The organism is Vibrio harveyi (assembly GCF_030060435.1).
In the GTDB taxonomy this organism is placed as follows: Bacteria; Pseudomonadota; Gammaproteobacteria; order Enterobacterales; family Vibrionaceae; genus Vibrio; species Vibrio harveyi.
In genome coordinates this window covers 450,456-469,159 of record NZ_CP125876.1, presented here as the reverse complement: position 1 = coordinate 469,159, position 18,704 = coordinate 450,456, and the positions used below count along the sequence as shown (strand labels likewise).

At 46.2% G+C, this 18,704-nt stretch carries 17 protein-coding genes; 6 read left to right on the top strand and 11 right to left on the bottom strand.

Annotation, left to right across the window (positions count from 1 at the left end; translation table 11 throughout):
• Positions 1 to 65 precede the first annotated feature (65 nt).
• The 3 genes from ahpC to ohrR all read right to left on the bottom strand — a co-directional run bounded on the left by ahpC (position 66) and on the right by ohrR (position 1,656).
• A complete protein-coding gene (gene ahpC / locus QMY49_RS18665; RefSeq protein WP_005374632.1) occupies positions 66 to 623 on the bottom strand; it encodes an alkyl hydroperoxide reductase subunit C in 558 nt (185 codons plus the stop codon).
• Positions 624 to 925: 302 nt separating this feature from the next.
• Positions 926 to 1,063 (bottom strand): YHYH domain-containing protein, encoded by a 138-nt coding sequence (locus QMY49_RS18660; protein ID WP_005449646.1) that lies wholly within the window; start codon positions 1,061 to 1,063, stop codon positions 926 to 928.
• Positions 1,064 to 1,197: 134 nt separating this feature from the next.
• Positions 1,198 to 1,656, bottom strand: coding sequence for a transcriptional regulator OhrR (ohrR, locus tag QMY49_RS18655; RefSeq protein WP_005449645.1), 459 nt, complete (start codon positions 1,654 to 1,656; stop codon positions 1,198 to 1,200).
• A 137-nt stretch (positions 1,657 to 1,793) separates the two neighbouring features.
• Here ohrR and ohr point away from each other — a divergent pair, with 137 nt between their 5' ends.
• Positions 1,794 to 2,216 (top strand): organic hydroperoxide reductase Ohr, encoded by a 423-nt coding sequence (ohr, locus tag QMY49_RS18650; protein ID WP_005374640.1) that lies wholly within the window; start codon positions 1,794 to 1,796, stop codon positions 2,214 to 2,216.
• A 78-nt stretch (positions 2,217 to 2,294) separates the two neighbouring features.
• Here ohr and QMY49_RS18645 read toward each other — a convergent pair whose 3' ends face one another.
• The 3 genes from QMY49_RS18645 to QMY49_RS18635 form a co-directional block, all read right to left on the bottom strand.
• Positions 2,295 to 3,392: a YdcF family protein gene (locus QMY49_RS18645; protein WP_283315995.1), complete on the bottom strand. Its 1,098-nt coding sequence runs from the start codon at positions 3,390 to 3,392 to the stop codon at positions 2,295 to 2,297.
• Between the two features lie 202 nt (positions 3,393 to 3,594).
• Positions 3,595 to 4,551, bottom strand: coding sequence for a hypothetical protein (locus QMY49_RS18640; protein WP_033007529.1), 957 nt, complete (start codon positions 4,549 to 4,551; stop codon positions 3,595 to 3,597).
• A 225-nt stretch (positions 4,552 to 4,776) separates the two neighbouring features.
• Positions 4,777 to 6,663, bottom strand: a complete 1,887-nt coding sequence (locus QMY49_RS18635; RefSeq protein WP_005449641.1) for a methyl-accepting chemotaxis protein — start codon at positions 6,661 to 6,663, stop codon at positions 4,777 to 4,779.
• A gap of 319 nt (positions 6,664 to 6,982) precedes the next feature.
• Between QMY49_RS18635 and QMY49_RS18630 the strand changes: the two genes are divergently transcribed.
• A complete protein-coding gene (locus QMY49_RS18630) occupies positions 6,983 to 9,733 on the top strand; it encodes a M16 family metallopeptidase (protein WP_050908665.1) in 2,751 nt (916 codons plus the stop codon).
• A gap of 57 nt (positions 9,734 to 9,790) precedes the next feature.
• Here QMY49_RS18630 and QMY49_RS18625 read toward each other — a convergent pair whose 3' ends face one another.
• Positions 9,791 to 10,117 (bottom strand): 2Fe-2S iron-sulfur cluster-binding protein, encoded by a 327-nt coding sequence (locus QMY49_RS18625; RefSeq protein WP_101905684.1) that lies wholly within the window; start codon positions 10,115 to 10,117, stop codon positions 9,791 to 9,793.
• 353 nt (positions 10,118 to 10,470) lie between these two features.
• On the opposite strand from QMY49_RS18625, the gene QMY49_RS18620 reads away from it, so the two are divergent.
• The gene (locus tag QMY49_RS18620; protein ID WP_005449638.1) at positions 10,471 to 10,899 is read left to right on the top strand and encodes a Spy/CpxP family protein refolding chaperone; all 429 of its coding nucleotides are present in this window, start codon (positions 10,471 to 10,473) and stop codon (positions 10,897 to 10,899) included.
• Positions 10,900 to 10,997: 98 nt separating this feature from the next.
• Here the strand turns inward: QMY49_RS18620 and QMY49_RS18615 are convergent, their stop codons facing one another.
• From QMY49_RS18615 to QMY49_RS18605, 3 genes are all read right to left on the bottom strand, one after another.
• Entirely contained in the window at positions 10,998 to 11,384 is a 387-nt protein-coding gene (locus QMY49_RS18615) for a DUF2541 family protein (RefSeq protein WP_005449637.1), read from the bottom strand.
• A 247-nt stretch (positions 11,385 to 11,631) separates the two neighbouring features.
• Positions 11,632 to 12,072 carry a bactofilin family protein gene (locus QMY49_RS18610; RefSeq protein WP_283315989.1) on the bottom strand — a complete coding sequence of 147 codons (441 nt, stop codon included), beginning with the start codon at positions 12,070 to 12,072 and terminating at the stop codon, positions 11,632 to 11,634.
• Entirely contained in the window at positions 11,976 to 12,929 is a 954-nt protein-coding gene (locus QMY49_RS18605) for a M23 family metallopeptidase (protein WP_005449635.1), read from the bottom strand. The genes QMY49_RS18610 and QMY49_RS18605 overlap by 97 nt, the downstream gene beginning before the upstream one ends.
• 457 nt (positions 12,930 to 13,386) lie before the next feature.
• Here QMY49_RS18605 and QMY49_RS18600 point away from each other — a divergent pair, with 457 nt between their 5' ends.
• From QMY49_RS18600 to QMY49_RS18590, 3 genes are all read left to right on the top strand, one after another.
• Entirely contained in the window at positions 13,387 to 15,120 is a 1,734-nt protein-coding gene (locus tag QMY49_RS18600) for a hypothetical protein (RefSeq protein ID WP_283315987.1), read from the top strand.
• Between the two features lie 247 nt (positions 15,121 to 15,367).
• Positions 15,368 to 16,381: an HlyD family secretion protein gene (locus tag QMY49_RS18595; RefSeq protein WP_085319694.1), complete on the top strand. Its 1,014-nt coding sequence runs from the start codon at positions 15,368 to 15,370 to the stop codon at positions 16,379 to 16,381.
• A gap of 5 nt (positions 16,382 to 16,386) precedes the next feature.
• The gene (locus tag QMY49_RS18590) at positions 16,387 to 17,919 is read left to right on the top strand and encodes an MFS transporter (RefSeq protein WP_283315984.1); all 1,533 of its coding nucleotides are present in this window, start codon (positions 16,387 to 16,389) and stop codon (positions 17,917 to 17,919) included.
• 104 nt (positions 17,920 to 18,023) lie between these two features.
• Here QMY49_RS18590 and QMY49_RS18585 read toward each other — a convergent pair whose 3' ends face one another.
• Positions 18,024 to 18,626, bottom strand: a complete 603-nt coding sequence (locus tag QMY49_RS18585; protein WP_029788701.1) for a TetR/AcrR family transcriptional regulator — start codon at positions 18,624 to 18,626, stop codon at positions 18,024 to 18,026.
• Positions 18,627 to 18,704 lie beyond the last annotated feature (78 nt).

Here is an 18,704-nt window from a genome sequence, read left to right as displayed (position 1 = left end):
TCTCTAATTCAGCTCTAATCAGAAAAAGGAAATCGGGAACTGATTAGAACTTAAATTTCAGTGGCTTAGATTTTGCCAACTAGGTCTAGTGATGGAGCTAGTGTCTCTTCACCTTCTTTCCATTTAGCTGGGCAAACTTCGCCTGGGTGCGCTGCTACGTATTGAGCTGCTTTCACTTTGCGTAGTAGGTCTTCTGCGTCACGACCGATACCTTCAGCAGTGATTTCCATTGCTTGGATAGTACCTTCTGGGTCGATTAGGAACGTAGCGCGGTCTGCAAGACCTTGACCTTCACGCATCACACCGAAGTTGTTTGTGATGTTGCCTGTTTGGTCGCCAAGCATGTAGTACTGAATCTTACCGATTGTGTCTGAGCTGTCGTGCCATGCTTTGTGAGTGAAGTGTGTGTCAGTTGATACTGAGTAAACTTCTACGCCACGTTTTTGTAGCTCTTCGTAGTGGTCTGCTAGGTCGCCCAGTTCTGTTGGACATACAAACGTAAAGTCTGCTGGGTAGAAGAAGAATACTGCCCATTTACCTAGAACGTCTTGTTCTGTTACTTCAACGAATTCGCCGTTTTTGTACGCTGTAGCTGCAAATGGTTTGATTTGAGTATTAATCATAATTTACTTTCCTTTGAATGTTTTAAGCTGAGCTGTTGTTGCTTTCGGAAAGTATATTCTCATCGGAGTGTGTTTAAGGAAAATCGCTTGTAACTATCCTATTGATAGCCATTTCCTATTTCACTTGATAGGCATATCCGATGTAGGTGAGTTTGCTTTGATAGGTTTTATTGAAGATGAATGCAGAGCGATAATAGATAATGTTGATTGAGAAGGGCGATGAGGGAGGATGGAGGTATAACGTGAGATCCCCGCTTAAAAAGGCGCGATAAGCCGCGCCTTCTCATATTATGCAAACGGAATTATTTGCGGTTGTGACAGTGGTACTCACCAGTTTTACTGTTTGTATGACAGCCATTTGCATCGGTGCCTCCAGAATGGGCAAACGCCGCAGAAACCATACCGAAACTAACAAGAAGAACGAATACTGCCTTTTTCATTTAATACTCCGAAATGTATGCCCAAACTTGAGCGCGCGGAGTTTTACATGAGTGATACTAGTTGAATATGATTTCAATCAACCTTTAACGTCTCATCGCCCACTTATTTCGTCAGTGGGCAAGATTTCAAAGGATTAGCTCAGATTGTCGAGCACTTTGCCACACAGCTTCTTCAGCATGATCATTTCATCCAGCTCTAATGTGATTTTACACATCATGGCGTTTGGCACTGCCTTGGCTTGTTCTCTGAGAGCAAGACCTTGCTCGGTGAGGTTGAGTACGCGGACGCGCTCATCGGTTTCACTGCGACCACGCTCTACATAGCCTTTTGCCTCTAAGCGTTTAAGCAGCGGTGTGAGTGTGCCTGAGTCCAAATGCAGTTGTGACCCCAATTCTTTCACACTGGCACCGTCTTTCTCCCATAGCACCATCATCACTAAGTACTGCGAATAAGTCAGATCAAGCTCGTCCAGCAACGGACGGTAAGCTCGGATCACTGCATTTGCTGCGCTGTAGAGCGGGAAGCAAACTTGGTTTTCGAGTAAGAGTTTATCGTCGTCGGTCATGGTGTTGTCGGTGTAACACTGGCTCATTGGCGTTGCCTACCTGCTCATAGAAAAAGAGAGTCATAAAATAAATTGTGCACAATATAGTTGCAAACGATCTTTACTTCGATCTAAGATTGTGAGCAATTAAATTGTGCGCAACTTAAATTAAGAAGGACACTCGCATGACTACTCTATACAAAACTCAAGCTACCGCTTTGGCTGGTCGTAATGGTCAAGTAAAAACAGATGACGGTCTTCTCGATCTAGAGCTGTCATACCCGAAGGAAATGGGCGGCACAGGCGCAGCAACTAACCCAGAACAGTTGTTCGCAGCGGGCTATTCTGCATGTTTTTCTAACGCGATTCTGCACGTAGCACGTGAAGGTAAAGTAAACCTGAAAAGCGCTCCTGTAACGGCAGAAGTGGGCATCGGTCCGAACGATAACGGCGGCTTTGCATTAACAGTGAGCCTAGCGGTAGAGCTAGACATGCCACAAGAGCAAGCGCTAGAGCTAACGCGTATTGCACACCAAGTTTGCCCATACTCAAACGCAGTTCGTGGCAACATTGATGTGGCAGTAACGGTAAACGGCGAAGCAATTTAAGCGGTTCTTATCACTGCACAAAGACAAGAAAGCCTGCAAGTACGCAGGCTTTTTTTGATTGGTATGAAGCGAGAATACTTAACGCGACTCTAGTGGGTAAGAGCGGTAGCTCCACATGCCGTAAGTACGCAGTGCATCGCGATAAATACCAAGTAGTTCGCCATCGCTGGCTTTGGCTAAGTCTTTAAGCGGTTTGTCTGGGTAACTTACGGTGTCGAAAGTGATGCCTTGTGGACCAGTTTGCCAGCTTGCGATTTCAAATAGCGTTTGACCACGGCGCACGTGGCTCGCTGAGCTGATGATGGTCGCGTGCTTGATGTTATGACGTGCTAATGCGTAGCTGCTGAATAGGGCGTTACCTACCGTGCTGGTGGCATAGTTTTCTTCAATGATGCGATCTTTGCTTATTCCTTTTTCAATCAGCCAATCCGCCATTAACTTGCCTTCGGTTTTGTGGTTCTTTGGTACGCCGCCCGTCAATACGATCAACGCGTCTGGGTTTGCTTTTGCCATGGCTAGCGTGGTTTCCAAACGCTCAACCAAGATTTGGTGCATTGAACCATCCGGATTCAGTGCGTATCCCAGTGTGACGATCGCCCCCTTGTCATTTAGTTTGCCTTTATCGGCTTTCTCTTTTAGTGGCGTGGCAAGCACGCGGTCTACAGTGTCGAAGATGCGTTGGATGTCTGCCGCTTTACCAGCATTGAGCTTCGTGAGCGTCGTCATGTGTTTCGCTGATTCCGCTTGGTTGCCCTCAAAGCGTTGCCATACCGCTAAGTAAGCGTGCAAATCCACATCGTCTGGTGCGACCGAAAGGGCTTGTTCGAACAGTTCAATCGCGCGGTCTGCATTCTTGTTGTAGATCTGCGCGTTTGCCGCAGAAATCAGCAGGTCAGTACGGTATGGCTCAAGTTTGTAGGCTTCTAGTAAGCGGTCGGTAACAATCTCCATGTTGCTCGGCATTTTGGCGGTAAAACCAGCGTGTGAGATACGCGCAGGGGATTTGAATGCCTTTACCGCGTCGTTGAGCAGTTGGTCGACAACCTGACGCTTGGTGACGATCTGTGAATAGTCGGCTGAAGATTGGATAGCAGCATCGTTTGCTGCAATGGAGTATGGAGCAGCCGTTAGCGCAATCACGCTACCAAGAGCAATAGCAAGTAAGTTCTTCTTCATGAAATGTCCTAGAGGTGCTGTAGTACCTAGTTTTTATCGTGCCTAACGTTGTTGTAGGTCGAACGAGTTCGATGGATTTTTTCAGTCTAGGTTCGCTTCATGAATAAACTGTGAAATGAATCCCAACTCAGCCGAACGAAGGGATTCATGTGGTTAAAACGCGAAGTAGGATCACGAAAAACGTTGCCCACCGGCTGTTGTGTTAAACGGTTGGATTTAAAGACAATCGCGAGCTGGTTGCTCTCTTCATATGTGAACAGCACTCGACCAGCCATCCATTACGATGTGCGGCGTTGTATGCGCCTCGACAGCAGCGAAGCCAATCTTTCTTGGTCGAGAAGTAAGAGGCGCTGCCCTTACAGATTTTCAGTGTCCATTTGGCGCGAGCAGAGCGCATATGCTGGCAACACTTTTTCATCCATCCATTACGGTGTGCTGCGAAGTAAGCGCCACTGCAGCCTTCTTGCCATGCGGTTCGAGTCTTGAATTCAGAAGCACTTTTGATGCAGGCGTCGAGTGTCCATTTCTTTTGCGTTCTCGGCGCACCCATGTGAGCGCAGCAGTGCTCCAACCAACCTCGGTTTCGTGCCGCTTGATACGCACTTTTGCACGCGCTGATCCACTCGGTCCGGGTCCGAAACGCTCGAGCGCTTTTGAGGCACGCCGCGAAGTCCCATTTCAGTTCGATGGGCTTCATGTGAGTGCAGCATTCGTCTAGCCAACCATTACGATTTGCTGCGTTATAAGCACCGCTGCAACCGCGTTGCCAATCAGAACGGGTATTGTACTTCTTGGCATTTTTCGCGCAGTTTTCAAAGGTCCATTTTTTACCTGTACGAGAGGGAAGCATGTGAGCGCAGCAATCTTCTACCCAGCCATTTTTACGAGCTGCATGGTAGGCGCTTTTGCACGCTTGGTTCCACTCAGAGCGGGTTTTATATCGAGCGGCGCTGCGTACGCATTTTTCGTAGGTCCACTTAACGCCAACGCGTTGCATGTGGGCACAGCATTGGTCTAGCCAACCATTCCGATAAGCAGCACTATAAGCCGCTTTACTCCCTTCGCTCCATGCGGTGCGAGTTTTGTATTGTGCTGCGCTTCGTTTGCACAGTTCGAGATTCCATTTCCCCCGTTTTTTGGGTAGGTCCATAAGATTCATAAGCGCACCTCTTCGAACGTATTCAGAATAAGGTTGAAAAGCCGTTTCCCTAAATGATGTCCTACCACGCTTTCTATGAAGCTTGCTCGTGGCGGTAGGTGAAAATACTGGTTGGGTATATGTACGGATTTTTAAGGCTTTGAGGTCAATTTAAGAGAGAAGTATCGGTGGGAAAAACAAACCCCGCAGCTAGGCGGGGTTTGATATTGAGCTTAGAAACGAGTACTACGCCAGTTTAAATGTCGCTACTTTCGAGTTGAGGTCTTCAGCTTGTGATTTCAGCTCAGAAGATTGGTTCATGGATTCTTCTGCACCAATCACCAAGTGATCGGTCACGTCTTTGATGGACGTAACATTCTGCGTGATCTCGTTGGTCACGTGCGTTTGCTCTTCTGCTGCTGTAGCGATTTGTGTCGCCATGTCGCTGATCAATGCAACCGCTGAATTGATTTCATCCAACGCTTGCGAAGCACGGTCGGCATCTTCTACCGAACCCATCGCCAGCTCTGAACTGCGTTCCATCAAGGTCACAGCGCGTTGAGTGGTGCGTTGCAGCGTTTCGATGGTGGATTTGATCTCTTCTGTTGAAGTGTGTGTACGTTGCGATAGTACGCGAACTTCATCAGCCACGACTGCAAATCCACGACCTTGTTCGCCAGCGCGTGCCGCTTCGATTGCCGCGTTCAACGCAAGTAGGTTGGTTTGTTCAGCAATATCACGGATGGTCGACAGCACGGTGTTGATGTCTTGTGCGTGTTGGTTTAGTTCACTAATAACACCACTTGCTTGGTTCACTTCAGAAGACAAGTTGTTGATCGAGTCTTTCGTGTTTACCACAAGTGAGTGACCGTTTTGTGTGCTTACTGATGAATCTTGCGCTACTTTCGCTGTTTGTTCAGCGTGAGAGGCGATCTCTTGAGTTGCAGACGCCATTTCTGTCACTGCCGTTGCCACAAGCGTGATTTCTTGTTGCTGGTGGTTTAGCTCATCAACCGATTGGTTTGCACGCTTAGTGCTTAGCTCAGACTGTTGGTTTAGGTCTTCAGCTTGATGACGAATATGACCAATAAGCTGCTGAAGGCTCGCAACGAACTGGTTGAAGTTCTCTGCCAGTTCACCTACCTCATCGCGGTTTTCTACTTTGATGCGTTGAGTTAAGTCACCACTGCCGTTAGCGATTTGCGACAGTGCATGAGAGACGTTGTAAAGCGGGCGAAACAGGATGTTACACAGCAAGTTAAACAACGCCACACAGATGATCACAACGATAGCCGTCGCGATAATTTGTCCCCAAACGGCATCGTAAAGTGGTGCAACAAGTGAGTCGCTATCCAGAACGGTTACTGTGGTTAGCTTGGTACCGTCGATGGCTTTTGCGTAAACCACAAAGTCTTTACCCTGAATAGACACAGTTCGATCCTGACCAGATCTTGCTGCTGCAACGATGTCATTGTTGCTCAAACCAAGCTTGCTCACAGGTTGATTAAGTAGTTTGCTGTCGTTGTGAGTGAAGATGTTGCCTTGGTCGTTCGCAATGAACATGTAGCCTTCGCCCGGTAAAATTACTTGGTTTAGGCTGTTTAGGATATCGCCGATTTCTACGTCAGCACCTAATACTGAGGTTTGACCGTGAAGCTGTATCGCTTTACCCAAAGACACCACGTTTGCGCCTGTTGCGGCGGCAACCGTTGGGTTATCCATAAAGACTTTGGATGGATTAGCAATGGCATTGGTGTACCAACCCCATTTGCGTGGGTCATCGTTACCTGGCGGTAGAACAACGCCGTTTGCGTTATCTTGTGAACCGTCTGGGTAAGCTAAGAAGACGTTATCAAACTTGGCAGAATCGCGAACTTGTTTTAGGTGCGTCACGATTGCCGATTTTTTAGCGTCTTGTGATAGTGAAGTCAGTGCTCGTTCTTTGGATAGAATCCAGTCACTTACATATTGGTTGTAAGATGCGCTTGTGCTTTCTAAACGCTGTGCAACTTCAACGTCAAGTCGTTGCAAAGAGTCACGGAAAGACAGCCCCTCTACCAACACTCCCCCGAGGATGATGGCAGCGCTGGCAGAGATCGCCAGCTTGTTCTTCAAAGATAAGTTCTTAAACATATAGATATGATTGGCTCTTATTATTTATAAAAATTTGTATTTCGCGCCGATATTATATTTTAGTGTTCAAAATAAATACCGATCTGTGTCGCGTATTTGATTCATACTCATGCTAATGCACACATTTTGTTCAAATTGTTTTGCTTTTTTGCGCTAACTTGTTTATTAGCAAACCGTTATTTACATCTTTGTAAATGATTCTTGTTTTTATAAAGTGTGATCAAAGTCTTACTATAAGGGCGTATATTGCATATTAAATATCAAGCATATGACGTGATCGATATATTGCCTCAATTATTCATTGTTAGGGACAATAGTTATGCGTAGCACGTTGTTATTACCCGCATTATTACTGTCAGGGTGCGCTCTGACTCCCCAATCAACACCTCTCCAAGCCGATACAAATTGGCATGTCGACCAACTTGCCAATGGGATGAAGTACCACATCTATCCGACTCAAGACGAAGAAGTCTCAGTACGCTTGATGATGAATGTCGGCTCCTTCCAAGAGGACGCCAGCCAAAAAGGCTACGCTCATTTTATTGAGCACATGGCGTTCAATGGCAGTACGCACTTTTCTGGCAATGATGTTGTAAAGCTGTTTGAAGCATCAGGCGGCAGCTTTGGTGCAGATATTAATGCCACGACAACCTATCAGCAGACGACGTACAAATTGGATCTCGCCAATCCAGACAAGCTGAATGAGGCGCTAACGTGGATGCGTGACATCGGTGATGGCATTCAATTTGACCCAACGCAGGTAGAAAAAGAGAAAGGCGTGATTTTGGGAGAGTGGCGACGTTCTCGTCCGGATGATAAGCCGCTGTCTTTCACTGCGTACGAAGCCACAATTGAGGGGACGCCTTACGCAGAGCACGATCCAATTGGTACGCGTAGCTCGATTGAAAATACGTCATCACCCGCTTTAAAGCGCTTTTATGACAAGTGGTATCAGCCGCAATACGCAGAGTTGATCATCACAGGTAATGTTGATGTGGACTCGATCGCTAAGATTATCGAGAAAAAATTCTCAAACTGGGAGAGCACGTCTGACGTTGTGGTTGAGAAGCGACGTGATATTCGCGCGAATAACGCCAATCGCATTCTGCCAAGCAGCCAAATGGAATCGCCAAGTCTGCATCTGATCATCGACCGTGATTCTGTGATGCGCCAAACCTTGGCTCAACAACATAGCGCATGGCAAGACGAAGTCAGTGCTCAGCTTATCCAGCAACGTTTGCTTGCGGTGTTAAATGATGCGGCGGAATCTTTCCAATACGCGTATGCACAGCCTTACACGTCCAACTACCACAGTGTCATGTCTGCCGGTGTTTCTTTTGCGCCAGAGCGTCGTGACAATATTCAGAAAATCTTCCTAAATACGCTAACGTCTTTACGTGACTACGGAGTGACACAACAAGAGCTTGATGGTGTGATGTCTGGTTGGTATGGCGAGCTATCTAACCTTGATTCAGATTGGTCGAAACGTAAGCCAGCAGGTTATGCTGAAGCGCGTACTTACCAGTTAGAAATCAATTCGGTAAGCCAATCGAAGCAAGGGTATGAGCAAAGCTTGTCGAGCTTTATCGACAGCAACACATTAGATCATGCCAATGATGAGCTGAAAGCGCTGTTGTCTGAACCAGCAAACTTTGTAATTGGACTGGGTAAAAACGAAGACAAAGCACAGTTTTCAGGTCAATTTGCAGCCTTGAGCGCCGCATATGCACAAGCTGGTGAGAAGCCATTGGACATGTATGCGCAGACGGATGGTTTTATTCAACCAACCAAAGAAGGCACGATCACTAAAATGCGTGAAGAGAAGGGTGGATTCCAAGTTTACACTCTATCGAACGGCATTGAGGTGTGGTTCCAAAAAGACGAGAAAGCAGCCAATCGCGCATACGTTTATTTAGCAAGCCAAGGTGGTAAAGCAGCGTTAGATAAGTCGTTGTACCCTGCCTTTGATGTGGCAACGATGGCCGCTGCACGCAGTGGCTTAGGTGGTTTCTCTGGTTCTGAGCTCGACAGCTACTTGCGTAAAACGGATATTTCACTGTTTCCTATTTTGGGTGCAACCAATCATGGTGTAGAAGTGATCGCGCCAAAAGCACACCTTGCGAGTGCGCTAAATGGTTTGTACAACATCATGACGGAAATTAAAGTCGACGAGCGTCAACTTGCCGCTGTGAAACGCGAGTTTGTTCAGCAGCGTCGAGCGTTCTTTGAATCACCAATGGGTAAGTGGGTCAAAGCGGCAAATGAAAACGCTTACCTGCCGAACAGTCGCCAAGTTCTGTTAGCTGCAGATGGGGTTAAGGATGTCACATCAGAGCAAGTTTTCGCTTTGCATGAGACATTGTTTAACCACAACCGCGGTTACAAGATGGTGATCGTTGCAGACATCGACCCAGAGCAGATCACGCCGTTATTGCGTAAGTACGTTGCATCGATTGATCTAAAACCAAGTGAAGCCGTGGACTACCACATCGATTTTAATCCTAATGCGCAAAAACGCTTGGTAATGGCAGAAGGGCACGAGCCATCATCGTTGTATTTATTGCGTTTAACGAACGGCAATGAACAGCCAAGAACGGCGCAAGAAACGGTTGTTATTGACATACTTCAACGCATTGCGGCAGCACGAGTGACTGATCAATTACGTGAAGAGGCAAGTTTGGATTACAGCCCAAGCATTTACCCAATCACGCAAGATGAAGAGATGGTGTCTGACTGGTTCTTTGAATCTCAAATCGATCCGAAAGACGTGAGTAAAATGGATGCGCAGCTTGGCAACATCATCGATGATTTGGCAACGAACATTACTCAAAAAGAAGTCGATATTGCGAAGAAACAGTTGGTGGTTGCAATGAAAGACATCGACGACAGTCCGGGTCAACGCAGTTGGGCATACACGCGTTACCTTGTTCATGACTATGGACTGGATGTATTGCTTGATATCGACAAAGCGGCGCAAAGTGTCACTTTAGAAGAAGTCAAAGCGTTGGCAAAACGTGCCTTCGGTAACAAAGCGAAACGCACGACGATCATCCTCAATCCAAAATCATAATTTGCAAAGGGCGACTCCATGGTCGCCCTTTTTATTTTTGAATGCCGCCGTATTCAGTCAGTTTTGCTCAGTGGCGACAGACTCTTGCGCTTTAATCTTCTGCTTGTAAGCTTTTGCTGCCTCTTTACGTGCCGCATCTAAATCAGCACGACGCACGGTCACCTTCATGCCCGGCATGGGTTTTACCTTACACGCGTAGCGAGGTTGGCCATCCACTTCTACTTTACAAACATGACAGCAGCCTTTGATGCGTCTGTTCTTTAAACACGGTGCGGCGATATTCACTCTGACCTTACGAGCGATATCAACAAGGTTCTGGTCATCCGGTGAAATAGCGATTTTATGGGTATCAATCTCAATGATTGCGGGTTTAAAGGTAAACATAAGCTCTTAAATTAGGGTTAAACAATGATTATATCCAAGTGACTTCAAGATACAGGATTCAGAGCGCTGTCATTGATTCCCTATTTACCGAAAGCAAGGAAAACAACGCAGCGGAATAGCCAGCTCTTTCCAAGTCATTCTCGCTGAACCTAGCATCCCGAGGTTACTTGGGTATAAGACGAATGATCACGAGAAAAGACGACGCAGTTATTGGAATTGTACAAGGTTCCTTCGGGCTTCAATCGAAAATCATTTTTGTGAAGGAATGCCTCATATTTACTAGGTACAGGAAACCATGTGGTATCGATTGAGTCTCATCTAATTCCAAATAGCAGTAAATGAAGGTTCCCCCAATGAAACGCTACCTATTGTCGACGATTCTACTACTAAGCAGCGCGAATGTATTCGCAGAATCCGCACCAGCGCAGCCTGTTGCACCAAAACCATTTGGTTTAGAGAGTATGACTGCGGAGCAGCAAGCAAAAATTGAAGACATCCAGATTAAGCTCAGCAGCGAATTAGCGGGCAAACAAGATCCTAAAGCGGCTCAAGAGAGTGCAAAACAATTCGAGAAGCTGGTTAAAGCATCATCCTTTGATGAAGCAAAAGCAAAACAGCTGATTCAGCAAGCAAATGCAAAACAGTTGGACAAACAACTTGCTCAACTTAAAGCGCAGCACGATATCTACAATGTGCTTACTGACGAACAGAAAGCAACGCTTGAGAAGCGCCAGCAAGAGCAGTTGAAAAAGTTTGAGTCAATCAAACAAAGCGCTCAATAAACACTCAGCTTAAACTCGTCACAGAACGAAAAAGACTCCCAAGCGGGAGTCTTTTTATGTATTTGTCTGCGATGAAAGGAACGATCGCACTCTGATACTTAATCGTTTTTCTCTTTGCCGTAAACGCGAACGCCCGCCTTTGAGCCTTCTGAGTTACCGTAAACTTCGATATGTTTTACGCAGCGACGGTAACCAAAGTAACGCCAATCTGTCATTTTGTCTTTATCAAGGTCACGATGGAAACGAATGGTTTTTTCGTCACCATTTTGGAATCGTACAACCACTTTTCGTAGTTCGATATCTTTCTCTGCTTTCACTTTGATCGCGTTGGTATTGCGGCAAACAATCATCGGGATTTTTGCTGCTAGGTTACCGTGCTCAAGCAAAATGGTACGACCCAAAGTGAATTTATCGTCCGCATGAGCAGGCGCGATAAGTGTTGTTGCAGCGAGTGCTGCCGTGATAATAGCGGTATAAATTCTCATTAAAATAATCACCAAAACACAGGAGCGCGAATCATAGTCGAGAGAAATGAAAATCTACTAGCGATATTTTTGCATGTGGATGAAGTTTCACAATCTGCTGACCTTGCCCGAATAAAAGTACTGGCTTCGCTTCTACCAAGTGCGAATCCGTTATCGAGGCTGTGTTCGTAACGATATGAAGGAGTGGGAGAGGTGATGAAGAGGATAAACAAAAAAGAGCACTTAAATGTGCTCTTTTGGTTTGTTATTAAGCGCTTTTAACCGCCTGTGGCTTATCGGCTTTTGCGACGCCTTTTACTGCTGTGGATTTGTCTTTTAACGTCACCACTTCTTTTTCTGGTAGCTCTGCTGCCTCACCGAAGAACTTACCGCCCGGTTCGATGCTCAAGTTGTTGCTCCAGATCTTGCCGCTAACACGACCTTTTGCGAGCACTTGAATGTGCTCTGCATGGAAGTTGCCATCAAGGACGCCATTGATGACAAGTTGCTTCGCATAAACGTCGCCTTTGATGCGACCACTTTCTGCGACCACAAGGGTGCCTTCGACGTGCAATTGACCTTCAACAATACCATCAATCTGGATGTCGCTTTCTACTTTGAGTTCTCCGCTAACAGTACAGCCTTTGGCGATGAGAGTTGAAGCTGTTGGGCTACTCGTTGTTCCACGGTTTTGATTAAAGATTCCCATCGTATTCTTCGCTCCTTGGTAAAGATGTCTTCAAAATCATTGAGGTTCCAATCGACAAATGGCCTCGGGTTTAGGGCTCGTCCGACAAAACGCACCTCATAATGAAGGTGGGGACCAGAAGAGAGCCCACTGTTGCCGGAGATTGCAATGAGTTGTCCTTTTTTGACGAACTCACCGGTTTTGACTTTGAACCCTGTTAAGTGCGAGTAAGAGCTCGAAAAGCCGAATGAATGTTGTAAACGTAAGAAGTTACCCGAGCCTTTTTTACTGCGTCGAGTAACTTCAACAACGCCATCTGCTGGCGCGTAAATCTTGGTTCCAGTGTTTACGGCAAAGTCCAATCCTCGGTGCATCTTGACTTGCTTTGTAACGGGATGGACGCGTTTACCAAAACCAGAAGAAAAACGTGCCTTTCCTACTGGCGAGCCGTTAGGGATCTGATTAAGCATTGCCATACGTACATGTGAGGTAATGGCTGCGGTATCTAGTCGCGCATCCAAACTATCGCTGGAGGACTCTTTGGCAACACCAAGCACTTTTTCTAACTCACCTAAGCGTTCAGAAACGAGTTGAACGCGTTCTTCTCGTTCAGAGAGATCGTTCTCTAACTCGGATTTAAGATTTTTTAAATCATCGAGTTCTTGCCCGATACTACGCGAACGTTCGGTCAGTTCTGCCTGTTTAAGAACCGCATCATCCACTTGTGAGTAGAGGTGGTTTATCAAAATTGCAGTCGCCGCTAACGCCAGTACAAACACCACTACGCCAGTTTTAAAGTTGCGTTGCATGGTTTTACTGAAGTACCAATGCTTGGAACCGTTAATGGTGGAGATTGAAATCGTTAGCTGGTCTTTCATTGCGCTTAATTAGGTGTAGCTCTGCCGTTTATTTGTTGAAAAGCAAGACTTTAAGGAAAAGGTGCGTCGGCTTCTACTGATTATGTTGATGAAAATGTCAGATCGTGATCTGTTTTCACACAATCAATAAAAGTTAGGGGGTAGATTTAATCTTATCGCCGCTTTGGTCAGTGAGATAAGGGGAGCTTATCCTTTCGATTGAGTAAATTACCAATAGTATGATTGAGCAATTTAACTCACTTCACGTTTTATCTTATAAATGTTGGATATTTTAGTAATTTAGCATTTGGGAAATTGATAAGTCTGGTTGGGTGTTTATGATGGCGTTGCACGCGAATAAACGCCTGAAACAAAAAATGAAATTTTTCATCTTGTTAAAGCGTTCATTGAAGGCTTAATGCTCTCTCAAACCAGCTAGTTGGTTTGGGGAAATATAACCAAGACAACGGAGTTGGTCGTGAAAAAATTATTATTAGCTACTGCAGTGGTCGCAGCAGTTGGTGGTGCCGCTTATGTGTACCAAAACAACCTTGCCCAAGGTGAATCTTCAAACTCGCTACTCACGCAAGTTCCGGCAGATACACTTGTTCTGACTTACCAAACAGAACCATTCAATCATTACGAATACATGACTGCTTTCGGTGGAACACAACAGCCGCCTCTTGCTGATCTGTTCGTAGAAGAAGAGTTGACTCCAGGTCTCGAGTTTGCGGTTAACTTCTTCGATGCTTATGTTGCGGCATCTTCTTCACCTGAAAGTCTCAAATCTTTCCTAGGTACTGGCGATATGGTAAGCCCAATTATCTATACGCTTGGTTTTGTTCCAGTTTATAAGATGCAGCTTGAGACTCCTGCATCACTATGGAAAAGCTTAGATGAGCAAGAAAAATTAGCCGGCATTCAACACGAGAGCGTGAAATTGGATACGGTTGAGTTCCGTCGCTATGAGCTAACAGACTCACAAGATCCGCAAATGGGTGTTGGTCTTGCTGTGGGCGTAGTGAACAACGTGCTGACGGTGACGTTGGATATTCCTGAGCTAGGTGCTGAGAACCCGCTTAAGATGGCATTTGGTCTAGAATCGCCAAAGAACAACATTGCGGATTCTGGTCGCTTGGAAGCGCTGAAAACGAAATACGGTGCGAACAACAACTCGTTTGGCTTGGTTGATTTTCGTGAAGTCATCAAAGGTTTCACTACGACGGATGGTAACCGCCTTGCTCGCCAACTAAACACGGCGGGTTCTGATCCAATGTTGGATGAACTTCGCACGCCAGCGTGTCATACCGAGTTTACTCAGATCGCAGAAAACTGGCCGCAAATGGTGGTATTTGGTGAATACTCAGTCCAAGACAGCAAGGCGCGCATTAATGGTAGCCTAGTGGTTGAATCGAAAAACCAAGTGATTTTGGAAGCACTGCAATCAATGCGTGGTGTACTGGCGGAATCAAACGGCGAGAAGAGTATGTTCAGTGTAGCGCTGGGCTTGGATGTTGCCACGCTTGCACCAGCAATTGGTAAGATCTGGACCGATCTAACTACGCCTCAATACCAATGTTCAATTTTAACCAAAGCACAGCAAGATATGCGTGGTCAAAATCCAGCTCCAGCAATCAGCATGGGTGCAGGTATGGCGAATGGACTGAAAGGCTTGAGCATGGAAATGTTCGGTCTTGATGTAGAGATGAGTGGTCAATACGGTCCTGAGCTTGGTCAGCTAGACGCAATCTTCTCGATCTCTGCGGACGATCCAAACATGTTGCTGCAAACCGCGCAGATGTTTGTGCCTGAACTTGCTCAAATCCAAATCCAACCGGATAACCAACCAGTGAATATTGGTGGTTTGTTAGAACCGTACGCTGGCAAGCCTATTGATGTGTTTGCTCGTCTGAATGACAGTCACTTGACGCTTTACAGCGGTGATGCTGCAGCATCTGCAAGTGACAAGGTGATGGCACAACCGCTAACAGCGAATGGTCTATTGAGCTTCACTCTGGATTCAGAGCGTGTATTGGAAGTGATGGAAACGGCATCTGAAGTTTCTGGCGAACCAGTTCCAGAAGATCTGATGATGAGCCTTCAAGGCCAACTTGTTGGTGGTATGGCGGTGGATGTAACCAAAGATGGCATCACGTTCGACTTTGATTACACCGGTTCAACGAAACCACAAGTGAAGGTAGCGCAGCAATAAGCGTGATTCACTGGCTTCAATCTCGAAGTATTTTTTCATAATCAAAAGGCGACCTCAGTGTCGCCTTTTTTGTTTTTCTCAATATATGTACTTCAATTCTCTCCCTTTCATTCAAAAGTGGGCACCAAATAAGATCAATAAAAATCAGTGGGATGGATCTTTCTCCTTCATAAATGATCAAATGTATCTTTACTAAAACTGTACGGTACAGTACAGTTTGTGAAAATCATTAAGTTGGGTTTCAAAAATGAAGAAGAAAGTCATTGCGTTGTCGCTTGTTATTGGTTCGTTGTTCGCTGCAGGTTGTGCGTTATACCAACCTAATACGGTGACTACCGATAACGCTTATGTTCACTCGGATGTGACGGCGATTTCTCCGGAAGTCGGTGGGCAGGTAAGCCAACTTTTTGTCGAAGATAACCAGTGGGTAAGCAAAGGTGCGCCACTGTTTTCGATTGATGATGAAGATTTCATTGCCAATCAAGAAATTGCGAAGTCGGCGTTAGATGTCGCAAAAGCAGCGCTGACCGCAAACCAAACCAAAACTGAAATGCAGCTGGTAAAGATCGAGCAGGCGAAGCAGGGCATTCACAGTGCAAGTGCCAACGCGGAACATCAAGCGGCGGAGTTCAAACGTCTGTCTCGTTTGGTACAAAAGCAATCGGTGAGTAAGAACCAATTTGAAGCGCAAAGAACGCGTTCTATTGAAGCGAACAGCAACCTTGAAACTGCCAAGCTAGCGCTAGCCGCTGAACAGAAGCAGCTTGACGCGCTCGTGACAGAAAAGATGCAGCTAACCGCGCAACGCAAACAAGCCGAAGCGAACCTGAGATTGGTGAATATCGCCCTTGAGCGAACTATCGTTCGAGCGCCTTTTGATGGCTATGTGGCAGACAGACAAGTGCAAGTGGGTAAGTTTGTTCAACCGGGCATGGGGTTGATTGTGATGGTACCGGATTACGTGTGGATTGAGGCAAACTTCAAAGAGACTCAATTGGAAAACGTTGAACAAGGGCAAGACGTGGAAGTGGTGTTAGACATGTTCCCTGATCATCCATTGCATGGTCGTGTAACTTCCATAACCCCAGCAACAGGCGCGCAGTTTAGTCTGTTGCCGCCGCAAAATGCGACCGGTAATTTTGTGAAAGTAGTACAGCGTGTGCCAGTGCGTATTGAGTTGGATATCCCACAAGAGCTGAAACTGCGCATCTACCCTGGCTTATCGGCTGAAGTGTCGATTGAGACCGCAACTCAAGGTTAATCGCCATGAAAACACGTTCATCATTGCTGATTTTTGCGCTGTTCGCCATTGCGGCTTTTGGGATCAATTCGGTGATGTTTACCGAGTTGTCCCACGAGATGGCAGCCACATCCGGTTTGTCCGCAGATGAAGTCGAGTTAGTGAAAATCGGCTTTATGATCACTCAAGTGTTGGGGTTTATGTTTACCCCAATCATAGTGCGTAAGCTTGGAACCTCATTGCCATTACACTCTGCATTGCTGGTGGGTTTGGGAACAAACCTTGCGCTCTATTGGACTGGTCAGCATGCGTTGTTGTTCACGCTAACTTGGTTAGTAAGCGGCTTTTTCATGAGCATGTTATTGGTGGTGGTGAACCTTTATCTACTCAATACTTTTGAGCAGCGTTGGTTGCCTGCGATTATTGCGCTGACGCTGATCTTCTCAACACTGTTACCAATGGGCGCTTATCCGTGGTTGGTAGCAGAGATTGTTGAAGAGTTTGATTGGTCGTTTTTGAACGTTGCCTCGGCTTGGTTGTACTTTTCAGCTCTAGTAATGATCGGTGTATACAAACCTCAGGCGATTGAGATTGAAGCTAAGCCAAAATCATCAACTTCAGTTTACTTCGTACTCGCGCTAACGATGAGTTTGGTGGTGTTCTTACTAATGCGCGGCAGCTACTACAACTGGTTGGATTCAGACTGGTTTGTACAGGCTTCTTCTGTCGCTGCAGCACTGGTTTTGTTGGTGGTGTATCAGTTGGTGAAAACGCGCCATTTGGATACTGCGTCGATGCAATTGCACGGCAAGTTAAAGACTAACGTGTTTATGTACAACGCCTTTCTTGCAGGCTTTGCCGTGATGGCAAGTACGGTGCTGTTTGCTAACTTCCTAAAAATGGCGATGCACTATAACAGCCTCAATGCGGGCTATGCGCAGTTGCCATCGTTTTACGCCATGTTGGTCGGCATGCTGGTAAGTGTATTGGTGTATTACTTCCGCCGTCCGCTGGCGGATGCTGTGGTGCCTTTTGGCGTGCTGATGATTCTACTGTCGGTGCATGAGTTCAGCCAATTACCAAGCTTTGTTGGTACAGAGTCACTACCTATCCCAATGCTGCTGCGCGGTTTTGGTGTTGGCTTGTTGAACGTGTCGGTGACGATTGCGGTGTTGATGTATTTCCAAGTAGGGCAGCGCTTAGAAGGCATTGCTAACTTCTATCTGTTCCGAACCATGGGCGGGGTGATTGGCGGAGCGTTTTTCTCTCGTGTGATTCAAAACCACAGCGCGCAAGCATCGGGCGAAATCGGTCGTACTCTGGATGGTTCTAATCACGTATTCGTAGCTTACGAGCAGGCGTTGAGCGGCGCGATTCTAACTCATGGTCGCTTACCTAATCCGGCGCTCGGCATGAGCCAGATTAGTGCCGTTGTGAAGGAGCAAGCAACGACATTGGCGCTGAGTAATTCGTTGGTGATGTTTATTGTGTCTATTTTTGCGCTTGCGCCAATCTTGTTGATTGGTAAGAAGCTAGCCGCAAAACAAGAAGCGCACTGAGGTTAGGTAAACAGAACAAATAGCCAGCCAAACAACTCGGTAACTAAGCCGTAAAAGAACAAAGGGAGCCAATGTGCTCCCTTTGTTTTTTAGTTTTGAGGTTCTTAACGCTGATAAAGTTTAAGGAACGCCGTCACCGCTTTTTGTGTGTGCGAATCCAATTCTTCATCGCTTAAGAAATCAAAGCCCATCAGTGCCATGTTCTGGTAATCCATTTTGATCAGCGCGAGTAGCTGCCCGCAGGCTAAATCGGCATCATCGATGTTAAGTTGCTGGCTAATGGTGTCGGTTTTTAAAAACTCAATTAAGTATTGGTGAATACGCTGTGGTCCGGTTTGCCAAAACTGATTTGGAACCGAGTCGTGTTTATTAAAATCAGCAGACACGATGCGATAAAGCGATAAGATTGGGTTAGAGCAAATGCCACGTAGATACTTTTTAGCGAAGTCTTCTAAGGTTTCTCTTAGTGGCTCATTCTGTTTATCGGCCAGTTGGAAAACGGATTCTAGGCTGATCTTGGTGTTATGCGCGAGCACTTCAACAAACAACCCTTCTTTGTTGGAAAAGTAACGATACAGGGTCTGTTTTGAACCACCACAAATTGAAACGATTTGATCGAGTGACGTGTCCTTGTAACCCTGTTCAATAAACAGTTCGGTCGCGACTTCGATGATTCGAGTTCTTTTCTTTTCAGTAGATGCGCGCATAACTAAATCAGCCTAAATAAAACTGTTCAGTACAGTATCATTATTGCCGCCGAGACACACCGCTTTTCCGCGTTTAAT